This is a genomic window from uncultured Desulfovibrio sp. (assembly GCF_944327235.1).
Classification (GTDB): Bacteria; Desulfobacterota; Desulfovibrionia; order Desulfovibrionales; family Desulfovibrionaceae; genus Desulfovibrio.
This window is the reverse complement of sequence record NZ_CALVHE010000058.1, coordinates 1-15,687: the sequence shown is the minus strand read 5'-3', so window position 1 is coordinate 15,687 and position 15,687 is coordinate 1. Positions and strand designations below refer to the sequence as shown.

The window sequence follows — 15,687 nt, the reverse complement described above, 5'->3', positions numbered from 1 at the left end:
GGCAAGCGTACTTGTTTTTCATTGTCATAACTTGCTTTTAGCCTCTTTATGGACTCTCTGCTAGTCATGACCCTTTATTTATTTTCTTCACTACACTTCGAGCAACATATACAACTGCAATTGATGTATAAAAAAGAGAAAAACAACAGCTGTTATTGTGTTTATATGACTTTTTGCTGACTACATGATTTCATGTAAATTTTTTTTAGAGCATCTCTAAAAAAAAATCCCTTGCCAAATAAAGCGCCACAGACTACGTGTAAACTAAGAAAGAAATCATAGAGTACTCGTGAGCCTTGTCTTCCCCCTCTGCCACAGCAGCGCAAGGCCTCCGGGGAGAGAAGGCGGTCCGCCCTCCGCGCGGGCCAGGCGGGAAAACACTATGGCAAAGCGAACTACATCTCCCGAAAAGATGAACGCCGGCAATGGCGTCCTGCGGCGTCTCGCTCCGCCGCTGGCCTTCATGCTAGCTCTTTTCGCGCTGGTCGTGCTCTGCTACGATGCCGGCTATTCGGCACTCCCCCCCACGGAAAAGCGGTACGCGGACGCCAAGGCAGGCGTCGAGCGGCTCAAGCTGGATGAGAAGCGTTCCATGCAACGGGAACCCTGGGAAAATCTGGCGCAGGAGTTCAGCGACATCTACCGCAGTGACACGGACTGGCCCAACCGTGCCGCTGCCCTCTTCAAGTCCGGAGAAAGTCTCGAGCAACTGGCGCGGCGTTCCTTTACACGCAAGGACGCGCAACGGGCCATCGACTGTTACGAGGAAGTGGCCCTCAAGCACGCCGACAGCCGCCTTGCCGATGACGCCCTGTTCCGGGCCGCCCTGCTGACAGCCTCCTATCTCAAGGACGACAAGGCGGCACTGGCGCTGCTGGACCGCCTGGAACGGCAGTACCCGCGCGGCGACATGCGGGAGCAGGCACGCGAACTGCGCCGCGACCTGACCGCCAGTGTGGCCTCCGCGGGAACTTCGCCCCTGACCGCCACTCCGGCAGTAACATCGCGCGCACCGGAAACCACGCTTCCTGAAGTACGACCGGCACAGCGCCCGCAGGCAGTCTATCAGCAGGCCAAGGCCGACATGGACGCGCTGTGCAAGGACAAGAAACGCGCCTGCTGGCGTGAGCCGTGGGAAAAGCTCGAACAACGCTTCCTTTCCGTCCATGCCGCCAAGCCCTCTCCGGCCTTCGCTGCGGGGGCGCTTTACCGCGCGGCAGTCTGCCGCGAAGCTCTGGCCCGCTGCTCCCATCTGGACCGGGAGTTTCAGGCGGCCATCTCGCTCTATGTCGCGGTGCGGGAGCAGTTCCCCGCCAGTGCGCTTGCTGACGACGCGCTCTATCAGGCAGCCCTCCTTTCGGCACAAGAGCTCAAGGATGCCGGAGAAGCGCGCCGCTACCTCAGCGAACAGTTGGAGAACTACTCCAGAGGGGATATGGCTCCCAAGGGACGCCAGCTCCTGGCCGAACTGGATGGACCAGGTCCAAAGGAAACTGCCGCAAAGGTGGCCAGTCGCCCCGCGTCACCTGAACTGCAGATGCTTTCCTGGGATTCTCCCGGCAAGAACAGCGTTGAGGTCGTCCTTGAGCTCAACACCATCACGAATTATGACACGCGCCTGGTACGCGGCAGCAAATCGCACCCGGACAAGCTGGTGCTGCGCCTCAAGAATACGGCGGTCGCCGATGAAGTGCACAAGGGCGTCAAGGTCAATGGCAGCCTGCTCCAGAACATCGCGGTGAAGAAGCTCAAGAAGGACGCGCAGGTGGAGCTTTCTTTCCGGGAGGTCGCCCGCTTCGATACGGACTCGGAAGAGAACCCCAGCCGCATCATCGTGCGCGTCACGGCCGGGAAGAACCGCCTGCCTCGCGCCGAAAAGGGCGATACCGACATTGCCGAGGCTCCACGCCGGGACCGCCGCGTCAGCGCGCGACAGGTAGCCGACATGGCAAGTCAGCTCGGCCTGAGCGTCCAGCGCGTGTTCATCGACGCCGGGCACGGCGGCCGCGATCCCGGTACGAGCCACAACAAGGTGGTGGAACGCATCATCACGCTGGACATCGCCCTGCGTCTCGGACGCCTGCTGGAAGCCAACGGACTGGACGTGGTCTACAGCCGCAAGGATGATCGCGCCGTTGGTCTCAGCCAGCGGACCGTGTCGGCCAATCGCAAGGAGTGCGACCTCTTCGTCTCCATCCATGTCAATGCCAACGAGGACCGCTCCGTACAGGGCTTCGAGACCTACTATCTCGACTTTGCCAGCAACCAGCACGCCGCACGAGTGGCTGCGCTGGAAAACGCCCGCAGCGAACGACGACTCGGCAACATGCAGAGTATGCTGGCGGAACTGATGCTGTCGGCCCGCGTGGACGAGTCGCGCCGTCTGGCATCGGACATCCAGCGGCTCTCGCTTTTCCGCCTCAAGCGACGGGGCTATGACGTGCGGAACAACGGCACCAAGTCCGCTCCCTTCCATGTGCTGCTGGGCGCCAACATGCCCGCCGTGCTCGTGGAAGTGGGGTACTGCACGCATGGTCAGGAGGCCAAGCGCCTGCTGGACGCCAAGTACAGACACGCCCTCGCCGAAGGTCTGGCGGAAGGCATCCTTGCCTATCGCGACCGTCTGGCCAAGCGCCGTACCGCACAGAACTCATTGACGGACGATACGTCTGGTGCTATGTGATAGGCCGTTGAACGAAGCAGCCAGCCAGCTCTTTCCGTTCCGCTGACAAAGCCTGAAAGCGTTGCTGTACGCTTTGCCACATTAACACACGATCGATTACCGAAATGGAGTGTTTCCCATGCGTAAAGTCCTGTTCCTGACCCTTGCCCTGAGCCTGATGCTGGTTGGTTCCGCCTTTGCCGCCGACGCCGCCGCTCCGCTGACGCCCAAGATCGGCGTGGTGGACATGCAGGCCGTCGCCACTCAGAGCGAACCCGCCAAGGCCGCCAAGGAAAAGATGGAAAAGCAGTTCGGCAAGGAACGCGAGTCTCTGGAAAAGCAGGGCGAGGCCCTCAAGAAGAAGGCCGAAGACCTCAAGGGCCCCAAGGCGAGCGAAGAAAAGAAGCTGGCCTTCATCAAGTCCAAGCAGGAGCTTGACCAGAAGACCCGCAACTTCATGCGCAAGGTCGAGCAGGAAGAAGTCAAGCTGCGTCAGGACATGGTGACCATGGTCTTCAATGCCACCTATGAAGTGGCCAAGCGCAAGGGCTTCACCTTTGTGGTGGATATCACCGCCGGCGGCGTCCTCTATGCTGACCAGAGCATGGATCTGACCCCCGACGTGCTGGCGGAAGTCAACAAGATCTTCAAGGAAAAGGGCGACAAGAAGTAGTCCGTCCTTCTCACCGAGCCTACCAAGACCCGGCCTTGCGCCGGGTTTTTTTGTGTTTGCCACCCGCAGCCCTTGTGCACCGACACGTCACGGGCTAAGCTATATGGACAGACGCACAGGAAAAAGGAGTTCTCATGAGTCAGGAAACGCCCATCACGATGGACATCCAGCGCATCCAGGCGATCCTTCCCCACCGCTACCCCTTCCTGCTGGTGGATCGAGTTGTGGAATGCGTTCCCGGTTCGCACATCCGCGCCTACAAGAACGTTACCATGAACGAGCCCTTCTTTCAGGGCCATTTCCCCGGCGTGCCCATCATGCCCGGCGTGCTCATCCTCGAAGCCCTTGCGCAGACAGGCGGACTGCTGGCTGCGGCGGGCATGGGCGATCTCTCGGACAAGCTTTTCCTCTTCACCGGTCTGGACGGTGTGAAATTCCGTCGGCAGGTGGTTCCCGGTGACCGCCTCGATCTTGAATGCAGCAATCTGCGCATGAAACTGCGCATGTGCAAGATGGACGCCAAAGCCTTCGTGGACGGCAAGCTGGCCGCCGAAGCGCAGATCACCGCCGCCATCGGCGACCGCCCCGCTGCCTGATGCGCGTTGCTCTCGTCCACTACTGGCTCTCGGTCATGGGCGGCGGAGAGAAGGTGCTTGAAGCCATCTGCCGCCTGTATCCCGAGGCCGACATCTACACGCATGTGCTGCGTGAGGAAAATCTGCTGCCGGAGCTGCGGCGGCATCGTATCCGCACGACCTTCATCAATGCCCTGCCCGGCAGTGGGCGGCATTACCAGAAGTATCTGCCGCTCATGCCGCTGGCCCTCGAACAGCTGGACCTGACGGGCTACGACCTCGTCATCTCCAGTGAGTCCGGCCCGGCCAAGGGCGTCATTACCCGACCTGACGCCCTGCACCTCTGTTACTGCCACTCGCCCATGCGCTACCTCTGGGACAACTGGCCGGTTTATCAGGAAAACGCGGGGCGCATCACCCGGCTCTGTTCGCGTGTCCTGCTGCCTCGCCTGCGGCAATGGGACGTGCTCAGCGCCATGTGCGTGGATCGCATCGTAGCCAACTCCCATCATGTAGCGCGCCGCGTCCGCAAATACTGGCGGCGTGACGCCCATGTCGTCCATCCTCCGGTGGATACTCGGGCCTATGTCCCGCGAGAAGAGGCTGGTGGCGAGCATTACCTCTGCTTTGGCCGCCTTACGCACTATAAACGGGTGGATCTGGCCATACAGGCCTGTAACCGTCTGGAGCGGCCACTGCTGATCATCGGGGACGGGGAAGAACGCCAGCGCCTGGAAGCCCAAGCCGGGCCTACTGTACGCTTTCTGGGACGACTGGAAGATGATGCCGTGCGTGAGCTGCTGCGTCGCAGCCGGGCGCTGCTCTTTCCCGGCGAGGAAGACTTCGGCATCATCCCCGTGGAGGCCATGTCCGCCGGAGTGCCCGTTATCGCTTATGGGCGCGGCGGCGCTCGGGAGACCGTGCGGGACGGCCTGACCGGCCTGCTGTTCGATGAGCAAACCACTGAGAGCCTGCAAGCGGCCATCCTACGCTTTGAGGCGCAGGAAAAGACCTTCTCCCCCGCAATACTGCACGCGCACGCCGAAAACTTCTCGGAAGAACACTTTGCGCAAGCCTTCAAGGCCGAAGTCGAACAGGGTTTCGTTGAGCTGAACGGCTAGGGCGTGGAGCCTTCAAACCATACGGCCTGTCCTTTCGCAGCAAAAACGCATTGTTACCGCACACTTTGAGCGGACGGCGCTGTGTGGGGCCTCTCGTTTTGCCTCTTCCTCTGACAAAAACTCTCATAGGACGCCGTCAGTCTGATGAAGTGCTTCCCCGCGCTTACCAGGCTGACGGCTTTCGGATCAGTCGAAAACGCTCTGAACGATCATGGCATGGAACTCCCAAACGCCACGGAAAGAAGCGTTCAGGCTTATGCGAACTTCCCCGGCTGGCGCCCCCGGACTCAATACGCCCCATAGCCGGTCAGTACGACGAAGGGGGTCTTGCCGAGGATCCAGAGATCCATCCAGACCGACCAGTTGGTCACATAGTAGTTATCCAGCGCAACGCGCTCCTCATAGGTGGTATTGTTGCGTCCAGAGACCTGCCAAAGTCCGGTGACGCCGGGACGGACCCGGCAATAGTTCTCATACACGGGGCCGTACTTGCTCTTCTCGCTCTCCACGATGGGGCGAGGGCCAACCAGACTCATGTCGCCCAGCAGCACGTTGATGAGCTGGGGCAGTTCGTCAAGACTGGTCTTACGGAGGAACGCGCCCACGCGCGTCACGCGCGGATCATGCTTGAGCTTGTGGTCCCGCTCCCATTCGGCACGCAATTCGGGCCGCTCTTCCAGATAACGGACAAGCGCCGCATCCGCGTTGACGATCATGGTCCTGAACTTGCAAATACGAATCTCCCGCCCCCCCTGCCCTATGCGGCGTTGACGATAGATGGCCGCTCCCGGACTGTCCAGCCTGATGGCCAGGACAATGAGCAAACAAGGGAGGAGGAGCAGCACCGCCAGCGGCAGGCATATCCCCAGATCCAGCAGGCGTTTCAGACGACGACGCCAGCGACTGCGCAGATTCTGCTTGACCAACAGGCCCGTATGCAGGCCGAGGTCACAGGGGGTCAGCCAAAAATGCTGCATCCCGGCGTCGAAGCGCGGGACCACCAGCGTCTTGCTGAAATAGCGGCTGATCATGGCCAGATAACCGCCCTCGGCCTCCTGAGCGCCGTCATACAGCACCAGCGCGATGGCCTCCGGATATCGTCGGGCGCACTTACGCAGGCTGGCGATAAGCCGTTCCCTGTCATCGGGAAGGTCCATGATGTCGCAGGGCAGGAGGCCATATTGCGGGTTCCTCTTGAGGTAATGCCAAAATGCCCTGCCCCGACGGCTGCGATCAAGGATGACGAGCGGCGCCCCCCACCAGCGACGCCGGACCCACAGCCGACGCGCAAGGAAACGCCATCCCGGCAGAGCGAGACAACTCCCGATCCAGGCCCCCATCAGGGCGATCCGCGAATAGCTTATGCTGCTTTTTCCCGCGAACAGGAACAGCAGGAGCATGGCAAAGACCATGCTGGCCGACAACACCAGGGAACGCAGTTCACGGTGCGGCGGCAGCGGAAGCGTCTGATACAGGCCGAAGAGGAATCCGATGATCGGCATGAGCACGCAGATGAACAGCACCATCCAGCTGTACTGCTCCAGCTCGACACCGCCAAAAAGTGCGCGCAGGAGCAGCGCCAGCGCGGAGACCAGAAGCAAGGTGAACATGTCGCCAAGACAGAAAACGAACTGTTGTGGAGGCAGTCCTGCCCGGCGCAGGATATCGGCGGGAGATACATTCAGCAGCATGGTGTGTCCGTCATATGGAATCCGCGTTACATACACCCATTCTTGTCACAACTCAAGGGAAAGGCTGGAGGGCTTGCGCCTCGGAGCGCCATCTGCTAGAAAAACCCCGTTCTGCCGTGCCTGCGGCTGTTCTTCAGAAATCGGGGTTCGCCATGAAAAAATTTTTTGTCTGCACCTTGCTGCTGGGCCTGCTGGCCGCTGTGCCGGCCTTTGCCAAAACTTACGTCAACGGCATCGACGCCAACTACCCGCCCTTTGCCTACATCGACGAAAAAACCGGACAGCCCGCCGGTTTTGACGTCGACGCCATGAACTGGATCGCCAAGGCTATGGGCGTCACCATCACCCACCAGGCCATGGCTTGGGACGGCATCGTCCCCGCTCTTGCCAACAAGCAGATCGACATGATCTGCTCCGGCATGAGCATCACGGAAAAACGCCGCAAGATGGTGGACTTCTCTGATCCGTATTGGACGGTCTCCCGCGTCTTCCTGGTGAAGAAGGACTCCGCCCTGACGCCCAAGGACATCCTTTCCAAGCCCATCAAGCTGGGCGTGCAGCGCGGCACCTCCGAAGCCGACGCCATCAAGCAGGAGCAGAAGGAAAAGGGCTACCCCTTTGAACTGCGCTTCTATGAATCCTGCCCCCTGGCCGTGGAAGACCTGCTCAACGGCCGTATCGACGCCGCCCTCATGGACCAGCTCCCGGCCGAGGATTCCATCGCCAAGGGCAAGGCCGTGAAGAAGGTCGGCACCCACGGCGAGCCCGACCAGTTCGGCGTGGCCATCCGCAAGGGTGACGCCGAGCTCCGCGCCCTCATCGACGAAGGCTTCCGCAAGCTCCAGGCCGACCCGTATTGGCAGGAGCTGCAGAACAAGTATCTGCGCAAGTAATGACAGCCCGGGCCCCACGCCCTCGCTGCCCTGACGTAGGCAAGGCCGCCACCAGCGTGGCGGCCTTGCCCCTGTCTCTTCCATCAACCATCTGTGTGCCATGAATTCATTGCAAGTCATCTGGGATGTCCTGCCCAACATCCTCGGCGGAACGCTGACCACCGTCAGCGCTGTGGCGCTGGCCCTCGGCATGGGCCTTGTGCTCGGCATCCCTCTGGCCGTGGGGCAGGCCTATGGCGGTAGGGCGGTGCGCGCCGCCGTCGGGCTGTACGTCTGGTTTTTCCGCGGCGTGCCCATCCTCGTGCTCCTCTTCCTCAGCTATGGCCTGTGCTTAAGCCTGGATTTCCCCCTGCCGCCCTTCCTGGCCTCCTGTCTGGTCATGGGCTGCATCAGCACGGCCTATCAGTCGCAGATATTCCGCGGCGCCATCGAGAGCCTGCCGCAGGGGCAGCTCAAGGCCGCCCGCGCCCTCGGCATGACCGATGGCTGCGGTATCGCCTGCATCATCCTCCCGCAGGCGCTGCGGCTTTCGCTCCCCGGCTGGGCCAATGAATTTTCCATCCTTCTCAAGGATTCCGCCGTCTGCTATGTGCTTGGTACGCAGGAGATCATGTCCCGCGCCACGGCAGCGGCCCAGCGCACCCATGAACATCTTGCCCTTTTCGCCCTTGCGGGCCTCATCTACTTCATTCTCACGCTCGTGGTGCTGAAACTCCTGCGCGCCCTGGAAAACCGGGTCCACATCCCCGGCTACTCCACCGGCGGCACGATCGGCATGGGGGCGGCGGGGTAACCATGAGCCAAACCGTATTGCAGGTCGCCCACCTGTCCAAGAAACTCGGCGGGAAACCCATCTTGCAGGACTGCTCCCTCACTCTGGATCGGGGGGAGCTCAAGGTGCTCATCGGCCCTTCCGGGGCCGGCAAAAGCACCCTGCTCCAGTGCATCAACTGCCTCATCCCGCCTGACGAGGGCAAGATCCTGCTCGAAGGCCGCGCGCTCAACTTCAACGACAAGCGCGCTCTCTGCGCCTTCAGGGCGCAGGTGGGGATGATCTTCCAGGATTTCAACCTGTTCGATCATCTCACTGCTGAGGAGAACGTGGCCATCGCCCTGCGCAAGGTGCGCGGCATGAACCGGCAGGACGCCCAGCGCCGCGCCCAAGAGGAACTGGGACGTGTCGGCATGTCCCGTCGGGCCGGTCTCTACCCGGCGCAGCTCTCCGGCGGCCAGAAACAGCGCGTGGCCATCGCGCGGGCGCTGGCCATGGATCCCAAGGTCATTCTGCTGGATGAGCCCACCTCCGCCCTTGACCCCGAACTCGTCGGCGAAGTGCTGGCCGTCATCAAGGATCTCGCCCGTGGCGGCATGACCATGCTCATGGCCACCCATCAGATGGACTTCGCCCGCGCTCTCGCGCACGAGATCCTCTTCATGGAACAGGGCATCATCATCGAGCAAGGCTCCCCCGACGTACTGCTGGCCGAGGGCAGCGGCACCCGTACACGGGACTTTTGCAAGCATCTTCTGGAGATGGGAGCCTAGGCGTGTTCGATGCAGCCTTTGTGTCTCAGGACCTTCTGCCCGCGCTCAATCGTGGCCTGCTGGTCAGCATAGCTCTCATCATCCCGTCCGGTCTGTTCGGCTTCGTCGGCGGCGTCCTGCTGGGCTGCGTCCGCGCTTTCGGCAGCCCCTGGGCGCGCCGCCTCGGCGATGCTTACACGGCCATCATCCGCGGTGTGCCGCTGGCCGTGCAACTGATGATGATCTATTTTGCCCTGCCCAAGATCGGCATCTACTTCGACCCCTACGGAGCCTCCCTCGTCAGCTTCATCCTCTGCAATTCCGCTTATCAATCGGAATACATCCGCGGGGCGCTGCTTTCCATCCGTCAGGGGCAAATCAAGGCCGCTCAGGCCCTGGGCATGGACACGTTGCAGACCATCGTCTGGATCGTCATCCCCCAGGCGGCCCGTCGCGCTCTTCCAGGCTGCGGCAACGAGATCATCTATCTCATCAAGTACAGCTCGCTGGCCCACCTTGCCACGTGCATGGAGCTCATGGGAGAAGGCAAAGTGGTCGCCTCGGATACCTTCCGCTTTACCGAAGTCTTTCTCGTCGTCGGCGCCTACTATCTCGTCATGGTGACCCTGGCCACCTGGCTCCTGCACTGGCTGGAACGCCGCTTCCATGTGCCGGGCTTCGGCGCACGCTGATTTTCCAATTTGCTATTTGCGGGGGAAAGGAGGGAGCTTTTTGCAAAAAGCCCCCTCCTTTCCCCCGCCCCCCTTTCCTCCCGCAAAAACTCTTACCGTGGAAGATGACACGTTGACGCGCCCTCTCCGGCCTGTCTTCGGTCGATGGTCTCCCGGCAGCATGAAAAAAGAGCGTTTCCCCCGTAAGGGGAAACGCTCTTTTTAAAACATTTTCAGTTTGAAACACTTTGTGGTTCCAAACCATGCGGCCTGTCGTTTCGCGGCAAAAGCACGGTTTTTTACGCTTGTTTTTGACCAAGCGGACAGCGCCGACGCCTTGTGTTTCAGCTCTTGCCAAGGCAAAACGGTCGTGCGGTACTGCTGCGGCCAGTGGCACATCATTTCTGCAACGCAGGGAGGTTCCCCTTCCCCGGGCAAAAATACGCCGCTAACCGCCGAGGTAGGCTTCGCGGACGCTGGGGTCGGCCAGCAGGTTTTGCGCGGTGTCGTGCATGACCACGTTGCCCACTTCGAGCACATAGCCACGCGAAGCCAGTTTGAGGGCGGCGCGGGCATTCTGCTCCACGAGGAGGACGGTCACTCCGCTGGCGCTGATATTGCGTACGGTCTCGAAGATGGAGCGAACGAAGAGCGGCGCGAGACCGAGGGAGGGCTCATCAAGCAGGAGCAGACGGGGCTGGGCCATGAGGGCGCGCCCGATGGCGAGCATCTGCTGTTCACCGCCGGAGAGCGTCCCGGCCAGCTGATCCCGGCGCTCGAAGAGGCGGGGGAAAAGGTCGAATATCCACTCCAGCGTCTTTTCGCACTTTTCCTTGTCGCGAACGGAAAACGCGCCGAGGCGCAGGTTTTCCAGCACGCTCATGGTCCCGAAGACCCGGCGGCCTTCGGGAGACTGGGCGATCCCCTGCCGCACCACATCGTGCGCGGGGATACGCAGCAGGGATCTGCCGTCAAAAAGGATGTCCCCATCGCAGGGACGCACCAGACCGCTGATGCTCAGCAACGTCGTACTCTTGCCCGCGCCGTTGGCACCGAGCAGCGTGACGATCTCGCCTTCTTCCACATGCAGATCAATGCCGTGCAGAGCTTCCACGTTGCCGTAGCGGACACGGACCCCTTTCAGTTCCAGCAGCGCCATTACCAGACCTCCGATTCCGCGCCCAGATAGGCTTCGATGACGGCGGGATTAGCCCGGACGACAGCAGGCTCTCCCTGCGCGATCAGACAGCCGTTTTCCAGCACCACCAATTTCTCGCATATCCGCATGACGAGCCGCATGTCGTGTTCGATGAGCAGGACGGTGATGCCCCGGTCTCGAATGGCGCTGATAAGGTCGATGAGCGCTACGGTCTCCTGATCGTTCATGCCGCCGGCGGGCTCATCCAGGATGAGCAGATGCGGGTCGGAAGCCAGCGCGCGGGCGATCTCCAGCAGTCGCTGGTTGCCGTAGGAAAGGCTGCCCGCCTCCTCGGCGTGATGCCCGGCAAGGCCCACGAACTCCAATTCCTCCATGCAACGACGCACGGCCTCGCGCTCTTCCCGGCGCTGGGCCGGAGTATGCAGCATGGAGGCCAAAAGCCCGGACTTGAGACGGCAATGCCGTCCGGCAAGGACGTTTTCCAGCACCGGCAGGCGCCCGAACAGGCGGATGCTCTGGAAGGTGCGCGCTATGCCCAGTTTCACCAGCGCGTGCGGCCTCAATCCGGTGACGTTGCGACCGGCGAAGGAGATCCGTCCATGCTCCGGTCGATAATTCCCGGTGATGCAGTTGAATACCGTGGTCTTGCCCGCGCCGTTGGGGCCGATGAGCCCGACGACGCTGCCTTCTTCCACCGAGAAGGACAGCTCGTTCAACGCCACCAGACCGCCGAACAATTTGCTGACTTCGTGCAGTTCGAGCAGGCTCATGCCGCACCTCCCGCGGAGGCGCCGCCCGCGCCGCTGCCGCTATCCGCCACATGGTAACGCCGGGGGCGCGGCGGCAGCAGGCCCTGCGGCCGCCAGATCATCATCAGCATCATGGCCAGACCGAAGATGAGCATTCGGGCATTGGAGAATTCCCGCAGCAGCTCCGGCAGACCGATGAAGAGAAAGGCACTGACGAGGACGCCCAGTATGCTGCCGCCGGAAAGGATGACCACGGCGAAGATGATGACGGATTCCATGAAGTTGAAGGATTCCGGCGTGATGGTCGTCATCTGCGCCGCGTAGAGCGTACCGGCCATGCCGGCCCAGAAGGCCCCGAGCACGAAGGCGGACAGCTTGTAGCTGGTCACATGCACGCCGCAGCCTTCGGCGGCCACGTCATCTTCCTTGATGTAGTTGAGGGCGCGGCCGTAGCGGGAGCGCCACAAACCGTAGAACAGGAGGATGCTCACCGCCACCATGCCCCAGACGAGGTAGTAAAAATGCACGGTCTTGACGATCTTGAAGCCGAAGAAATTGGGGCGGGCAATGCCGAAGATGCCGTTGGAGCCGCCGGTATAGCCGCCCACGTCGTTGAGCAGGGCGATGCGGACGATCTCCACGATACCGATGGTCACGATGAGCAGATAGTCACCGCGCAGATGGATGATGGGACGCGCCACCGCCACGGCCACCAACGCCGCCACTGCCCCGGCCACCGGCATGGCGGCAAAGATGGGCCACTGATACAGCGTGTTCAGAATGGCCGTGGTATAGGCCCCTACGGCGTAAAAGGCCGCGTGCCCCATGTGGAAGATGCCCGCCTGACCAAGGATGACATTGAGCGACAGGCCCAGCAGCGCGTAAAGCCCGACGTTCACGCAGACCGAGATCCAGTAGGGTCCCGCCACCAGCGGCAGCAGGGCCAGACACAAGGTCAGCAGTATGCCGGCAAGGGTTCGCAGGTTCATAGTTTGTCCGCCGTGCGTTCGCCCAGGATCCCTGTGGGCCGGATGATGAGGATGAGGATGAGCACCAGGAAAGCGATGGCGTCCTTCCAGGCGATGGCGATATAGCCTGCGGCAAGGGCTTCGATGACGCCGAGCAGCAGACCGCCGAGCATGGCCCCGGGGATATTGCCTATGCCGCCCAGGATGGCGGCGGTGAAAGCCTTGAGGCCATAGCTCCAGCCCATGGTGAAGTCGATCTGGCCGTAGTAGATGCCGACCATGAGCCCGGCCGCGCCCCCCAGACCGGGGCCGATGAAGAATACCAGCGAGATGACGCGGTTGACGTTGATGCCCATGAGCCGGGCCGCCCCCTGATCGATGGCCACGGCGCGGATGGCGGCTCCGGTGCGGGTCCGCTGGATGAAGGCCCAGAGCGCCAGCATGAGCAGGACGCTGGCGGCGATGACCATCAGACGCACCCCGGGCACGGCCATGCCGAACAGACTCACCGTGAAATCAGGGCGCAGATAGTCGGGATAGACGTAAAAACGCGCTCCATAGATGAGCATGACCGCATTCTGGAAAAAGATGGAAGCTCCCAGAGCGGAGACGACGGCGGAAAGCCGGTTGGCCTTGCGCAGGGGCCGGTAGGCCGTGCGTTCGAGCAGACAGCCGAGGATGGCCACCAGCAGTCCCACCATGACGAACACGGCCAGCACGGCGGCCGCAGGCCCCAGAAGGCCGGACAGATTGCAGCTCACCAGCAGGGTCAGCCCCAGATACGCGCCGATGGTGAACAGGTCCCCGTGCGCGAAGTTGATGAGCTTGAGCACGCCGTAGACCATGGTATAGCCGAGCGCGACCAGAGCATAGATGCCGCCGACGGCAAGTCCGTTGAGCAGTTGCTGAAAAAATTGTTCCATAGGGCACTTGCGCGCCGCGGCCCGTCACCGCAAGGCGGTTCCGGGCGCGCGGCGCTTTTGGCAGATATGATGTCGATTACAGGCAGCGGCGCTGCCCTGCTACTTCTGCGGCAGAAGGATGAACTTCCCCTGCTCGTCAACCATGTAGGAGCGGTAGAATTCGCCCACGCGATCCCCCTTCTCGTCAAAGCCGAGCTTGCCGGTGAGGCCGGGCATGTCCTTGAGCTGCTTGAGCCACTCGGCCATTTCTTCGGGGTCGGTCTTGCCGGCGGCAAGGGCGGCCTCGACGACCTTGTAAGCGTCGCCGGCCACCACGGCCCAGACGGAGACCGGGACGCTCTGGTAACGCGCCTTGTAGGCTTCCAGGAAATGCCGGGCTTCCTGCGTGTCCATATCCTGCGGCAGGGGCGGGCTGATGAAGAAATAGCCCTTGGCGGCATCCGCGCCGGCGATCTTCACGAGATCCTGATGATTGGCGGCATCGCCGCCCATCATGGGCACGTCCCAGCCCATTTCCTTCTTCTGGCGCAGCAACATGCCGGTCTCGGGATAATACCCGGTGAAGAACACCACGTCAGGCGCGGCGGCCTTGAGCTTGGTGAGGATGGCGGTATAGTCGCGCTCGCCGGGCGTCAGGGCGTCATAAAACACGATCTCCACCCCGGCCTTCTCCAGCGCCTTTCGGCTCTCGTCGGCAAGGCCCTTGGCATAGGAGGACTTGTCGTGCAGCAGGGCGACCTTCTTGAAGCCGCCCTTGACGATGGCGGCGGCGGCAGCGGCCCCCTGCGCGTCGTCACGCGGGCAGGTACGGAAAAAGAGCGGCAGGCCCTTTTCGGTGAGCCGGATGCTGGTGGAGCCCGTCCCCACATGCACGAGCCCGGCCTCAGCGATGATGTTCTGACTGGCTTCCGTCACGGCGGAGCCGTAGGTGCCGATGACGGCAACGACACCGGCGCCGGCGAGCTTCTGGGCCGCCAGCGCCGCCGTGCGGGGATCACCGGCGTCGTCCTCCACCACGAGCTCGACCTTCTTGCCGTTGATGCCTCCGGCGGCATTGGTCTCATCCACCAGCAGGCTGACGATATTTTTCATGTCCTGCCCTTCGGAGGCCCATTTGCCCGTCAGCGGACACATGAGGCCCAGCCTGATGGTCTCGGCAAGAGCCGGGGAGGCAAGACCCAGGGCCACGGCGCACAATGCCCCGCCGGCCAGAATGCGTTTCCAGATGTTCATAGATCCCCCGATGCAGGATAAAAAATTGGCAGAGGGGCAGTCTACCCCAAAACGCCGCAAAGGAAAAGCCCCGCTTTCTCAGGCCGAGCGGTAGGTCGCCATGGCCACCAGCGTATCGGTCAGGGTCCGGCTGAACCGCCCCAGCAGCGCCGCCGTATCGGCTCCGGCGCGGATGGCCATTTCCAGCTCAAAGGCCGCCGACGCCAGCGGCTTCGCCCCCAGATTGGCCGCCGCCCCCTTGAGGTTGTGCACCAGTTTCCAGGCGGTATCGCGGTCGTCATTGCGCAGGGCCCCCTCCACCTGGACGGCGGTCTCCCGCTCGTCCTCCATGAAGGTCCCCAGCAGCTTGCGGTAGAGGGTCTCGTTCCCGCCCACGCGAGGCAGGGCTTCCTTCACATCCAGAAAATGCTCTCCCATATTTCCTCCTCAAACAGCTCTTGCCGTCATTATAGTTTCCCGATCCGGCTCGCCGGGACCATGCCCGCATCAGGGCCCGATCCTCCCCATGCCGGTTTATTTTGGGCAAAGCCCCCGCTCCGCTGCCGATGCCTTACGGATCCCCGGCAGACAGGCACGGCCCGCGGCCGCCTTCCCGTCGCCGCCGAACGCGGCAAGGCTCGACCGCTCCCCCCGAGGGGAGAAAAGGCCTTCCCGTCAGCCTTCTCCTCAAGCCCACCTGTCCCATCCCCCGCACTTTTTCCGAGAAGATGGACGAGGTATGCGGCGAGCGTTCATCAAAAGCCATGCAGGCCATGCCTGATTTACATTATGGGTCATGACTAGCAGAGAGTCCATAAAGAGGCTAAAAGCAAGTTATGACAATGAAAAACAAGTACGCTTGCCGT

Annotated in this window: 15 protein-coding genes; 8 read left to right on the top strand and 7 right to left on the bottom strand. The window is 61.9% G+C overall.

Going from position 1 to position 15,687, the window contains the following annotated elements:
* Nucleotides 1-382 precede the first annotated feature (382 nt).
* The 4 genes from Q0K00_RS08645 to Q0K00_RS08630 all read left to right on the top strand — a co-directional run bounded on the left by Q0K00_RS08645 (nucleotide 383) and on the right by Q0K00_RS08630 (nucleotide 5,031).
* Nucleotides 383-2,683 carry an N-acetylmuramoyl-L-alanine amidase gene (locus Q0K00_RS08645; RefSeq protein ID WP_297228604.1) on the top strand — a complete coding sequence of 767 codons (2,301 nt, stop codon included), beginning with the start codon at nucleotides 383-385 and terminating at the stop codon, nucleotides 2,681-2,683.
* A 118-nt stretch (nucleotides 2,684-2,801) separates the two neighbouring features.
* A complete protein-coding gene (locus Q0K00_RS08640) occupies nucleotides 2,802-3,335 on the top strand; it encodes an OmpH family outer membrane protein (RefSeq protein WP_297228602.1) in 534 nt (177 codons plus the stop codon).
* Nucleotides 3,336-3,469: 134 nt separating this feature from the next.
* The gene (gene fabZ, locus Q0K00_RS08635; protein ID WP_297228600.1) at nucleotides 3,470-3,931 is read left to right on the top strand and encodes a 3-hydroxyacyl-ACP dehydratase FabZ; all 462 of its coding nucleotides are present in this window, start codon (nucleotides 3,470-3,472) and stop codon (nucleotides 3,929-3,931) included.
* Entirely contained in the window at nucleotides 3,931-5,031 is a 1,101-nt protein-coding gene (locus Q0K00_RS08630; protein WP_297228598.1) for a glycosyltransferase, read from the top strand. Before fabZ ends, Q0K00_RS08630 begins: the two co-directional genes overlap by 1 nt.
* Nucleotides 5,032-5,318: 287 nt before the next feature.
* On the opposite strand, the gene wbaP is transcribed toward Q0K00_RS08630, so the two are convergent.
* Nucleotides 5,319-6,722 carry an undecaprenyl-phosphate galactose phosphotransferase WbaP gene (gene wbaP, locus Q0K00_RS08625; protein ID WP_297228596.1) on the bottom strand — a complete coding sequence of 468 codons (1,404 nt, stop codon included), beginning with the start codon at nucleotides 6,720-6,722 and terminating at the stop codon, nucleotides 5,319-5,321.
* A gap of 152 nt (nucleotides 6,723-6,874) precedes the next feature.
* Here wbaP and Q0K00_RS08620 point away from each other — a divergent pair, with 152 nt between their 5' ends.
* The 4 genes from Q0K00_RS08620 (at nucleotide 6,875) to Q0K00_RS08605 (ending at nucleotide 9,831) form a co-directional block, all read left to right on the top strand.
* Nucleotides 6,875-7,615 (top strand): ABC transporter substrate-binding protein, encoded by a 741-nt coding sequence (locus Q0K00_RS08620; protein ID WP_297228593.1) that lies wholly within the window; start codon nucleotides 6,875-6,877, stop codon nucleotides 7,613-7,615.
* 100 nt (nucleotides 7,616-7,715) lie between these two features.
* Nucleotides 7,716-8,408 carry an amino acid ABC transporter permease gene (locus tag Q0K00_RS08615; RefSeq protein WP_297228591.1) on the top strand — a complete coding sequence of 231 codons (693 nt, stop codon included), beginning with the start codon at nucleotides 7,716-7,718 and terminating at the stop codon, nucleotides 8,406-8,408.
* A gap of 2 nt (nucleotides 8,409-8,410) precedes the next feature.
* Complete coding sequence (locus Q0K00_RS08610; protein ID WP_297228589.1) at nucleotides 8,411-9,160, top strand: amino acid ABC transporter ATP-binding protein; 750 nt, start codon at nucleotides 8,411-8,413, stop codon at nucleotides 9,158-9,160.
* A 2-nt stretch (nucleotides 9,161-9,162) separates the two neighbouring features.
* Complete coding sequence (locus tag Q0K00_RS08605) at nucleotides 9,163-9,831, top strand: amino acid ABC transporter permease (RefSeq protein WP_297228587.1); 669 nt, start codon at nucleotides 9,163-9,165, stop codon at nucleotides 9,829-9,831.
* A 427-nt stretch (nucleotides 9,832-10,258) separates the two neighbouring features.
* Here Q0K00_RS08605 and Q0K00_RS08600 read toward each other — a convergent pair whose 3' ends face one another.
* The 6 genes from Q0K00_RS08600 to Q0K00_RS08575 form a co-directional block, all read right to left on the bottom strand.
* Nucleotides 10,259-10,969, bottom strand: a complete 711-nt coding sequence (locus Q0K00_RS08600; RefSeq protein WP_297228585.1) for an ABC transporter ATP-binding protein — start codon at nucleotides 10,967-10,969, stop codon at nucleotides 10,259-10,261.
* Nucleotides 10,969-11,739 carry an ABC transporter ATP-binding protein gene (locus Q0K00_RS08595; RefSeq protein ID WP_297228584.1) on the bottom strand — a complete coding sequence of 257 codons (771 nt, stop codon included), beginning with the start codon at nucleotides 11,737-11,739 and terminating at the stop codon, nucleotides 10,969-10,971. The genes Q0K00_RS08600 and Q0K00_RS08595 overlap by 1 nt, the downstream gene beginning before the upstream one ends.
* The gene (locus Q0K00_RS08590; RefSeq protein ID WP_297228582.1) at nucleotides 11,736-12,707 is read right to left on the bottom strand and encodes a branched-chain amino acid ABC transporter permease; all 972 of its coding nucleotides are present in this window, start codon (nucleotides 12,705-12,707) and stop codon (nucleotides 11,736-11,738) included. Before Q0K00_RS08590 ends, Q0K00_RS08595 begins: the two co-directional genes overlap by 4 nt.
* Nucleotides 12,704-13,609 carry a branched-chain amino acid ABC transporter permease gene (locus tag Q0K00_RS08585; protein ID WP_297228580.1) on the bottom strand — a complete coding sequence of 302 codons (906 nt, stop codon included), beginning with the start codon at nucleotides 13,607-13,609 and terminating at the stop codon, nucleotides 12,704-12,706. Before Q0K00_RS08585 ends, Q0K00_RS08590 begins: the two co-directional genes overlap by 4 nt.
* A 99-nt stretch (nucleotides 13,610-13,708) precedes the next feature.
* On the bottom strand, nucleotides 13,709-14,842 hold the full coding sequence (locus Q0K00_RS08580; RefSeq protein ID WP_297228578.1) for a branched-chain amino acid ABC transporter substrate-binding protein: 1,134 nt from the start codon (nucleotides 14,840-14,842) through the stop codon (nucleotides 13,709-13,711).
* A 78-nt stretch (nucleotides 14,843-14,920) separates the two neighbouring features.
* Nucleotides 14,921-15,259, bottom strand: coding sequence for an Hpt domain-containing protein (locus tag Q0K00_RS08575; RefSeq protein ID WP_297228576.1), 339 nt, complete (start codon nucleotides 15,257-15,259; stop codon nucleotides 14,921-14,923).
* Between the last annotated feature and the right edge of the window lie 428 nt (nucleotides 15,260-15,687).

Excerpts from the sequence above, each read along its gene's own strand:
- Q0K00_RS08590 (WP_297228582.1), bottom strand. The coding sequence starts at position 12,707 with ATGAACCTGCGAACCCTTGCCGGCATACTGCTGACCTTGTGTCTGGCC.
- Q0K00_RS08645 (WP_297228604.1), top strand. The coding sequence starts at position 383 with ATGGCAAAGCGAACTACATCTCCCGAAAAGATGAACGCCGGCAATGGC.
- Q0K00_RS08610 (WP_297228589.1), top strand. The coding sequence starts at position 8,411 with ATGAGCCAAACCGTATTGCAGGTCGCCCACCTGTCCAAGAAACTCGGC.
- Q0K00_RS08600 (WP_297228585.1), bottom strand. The coding sequence starts at position 10,969 with ATGGCGCTGCTGGAACTGAAAGGGGTCCGTGTCCGCTACGGCAACGTG.
- Q0K00_RS08580 (WP_297228578.1), bottom strand. The coding sequence starts at position 14,842 with ATGAACATCTGGAAACGCATTCTGGCCGGCGGGGCATTGTGCGCCGTG.
- Q0K00_RS08630 (WP_297228598.1), top strand. The coding sequence starts at position 3,931 with ATGCGCGTTGCTCTCGTCCACTACTGGCTCTCGGTCATGGGCGGCGGA.
- Q0K00_RS08575 (WP_297228576.1), bottom strand. The coding sequence starts at position 15,259 with ATGGGAGAGCATTTTCTGGATGTGAAGGAAGCCCTGCCTCGCGTGGGC.
- fabZ (WP_297228600.1), top strand. The coding sequence starts at position 3,470 with ATGAGTCAGGAAACGCCCATCACGATGGACATCCAGCGCATCCAGGCG.
- wbaP (WP_297228596.1), bottom strand. The coding sequence starts at position 6,722 with ATGCTGCTGAATGTATCTCCCGCCGATATCCTGCGCCGGGCAGGACTG.
- Q0K00_RS08595 (WP_297228584.1), bottom strand. The coding sequence starts at position 11,739 with ATGAGCCTGCTCGAACTGCACGAAGTCAGCAAATTGTTCGGCGGTCTG.
- Q0K00_RS08620 (WP_297228593.1), top strand. The coding sequence starts at position 6,875 with ATGAAAAAATTTTTTGTCTGCACCTTGCTGCTGGGCCTGCTGGCCGCT.
- Q0K00_RS08640 (WP_297228602.1), top strand. The coding sequence starts at position 2,802 with ATGCGTAAAGTCCTGTTCCTGACCCTTGCCCTGAGCCTGATGCTGGTT.
- Q0K00_RS08615 (WP_297228591.1), top strand. The coding sequence starts at position 7,716 with ATGAATTCATTGCAAGTCATCTGGGATGTCCTGCCCAACATCCTCGGC.
- Q0K00_RS08585 (WP_297228580.1), bottom strand. The coding sequence starts at position 13,609 with ATGGAACAATTTTTTCAGCAACTGCTCAACGGACTTGCCGTCGGCGGC.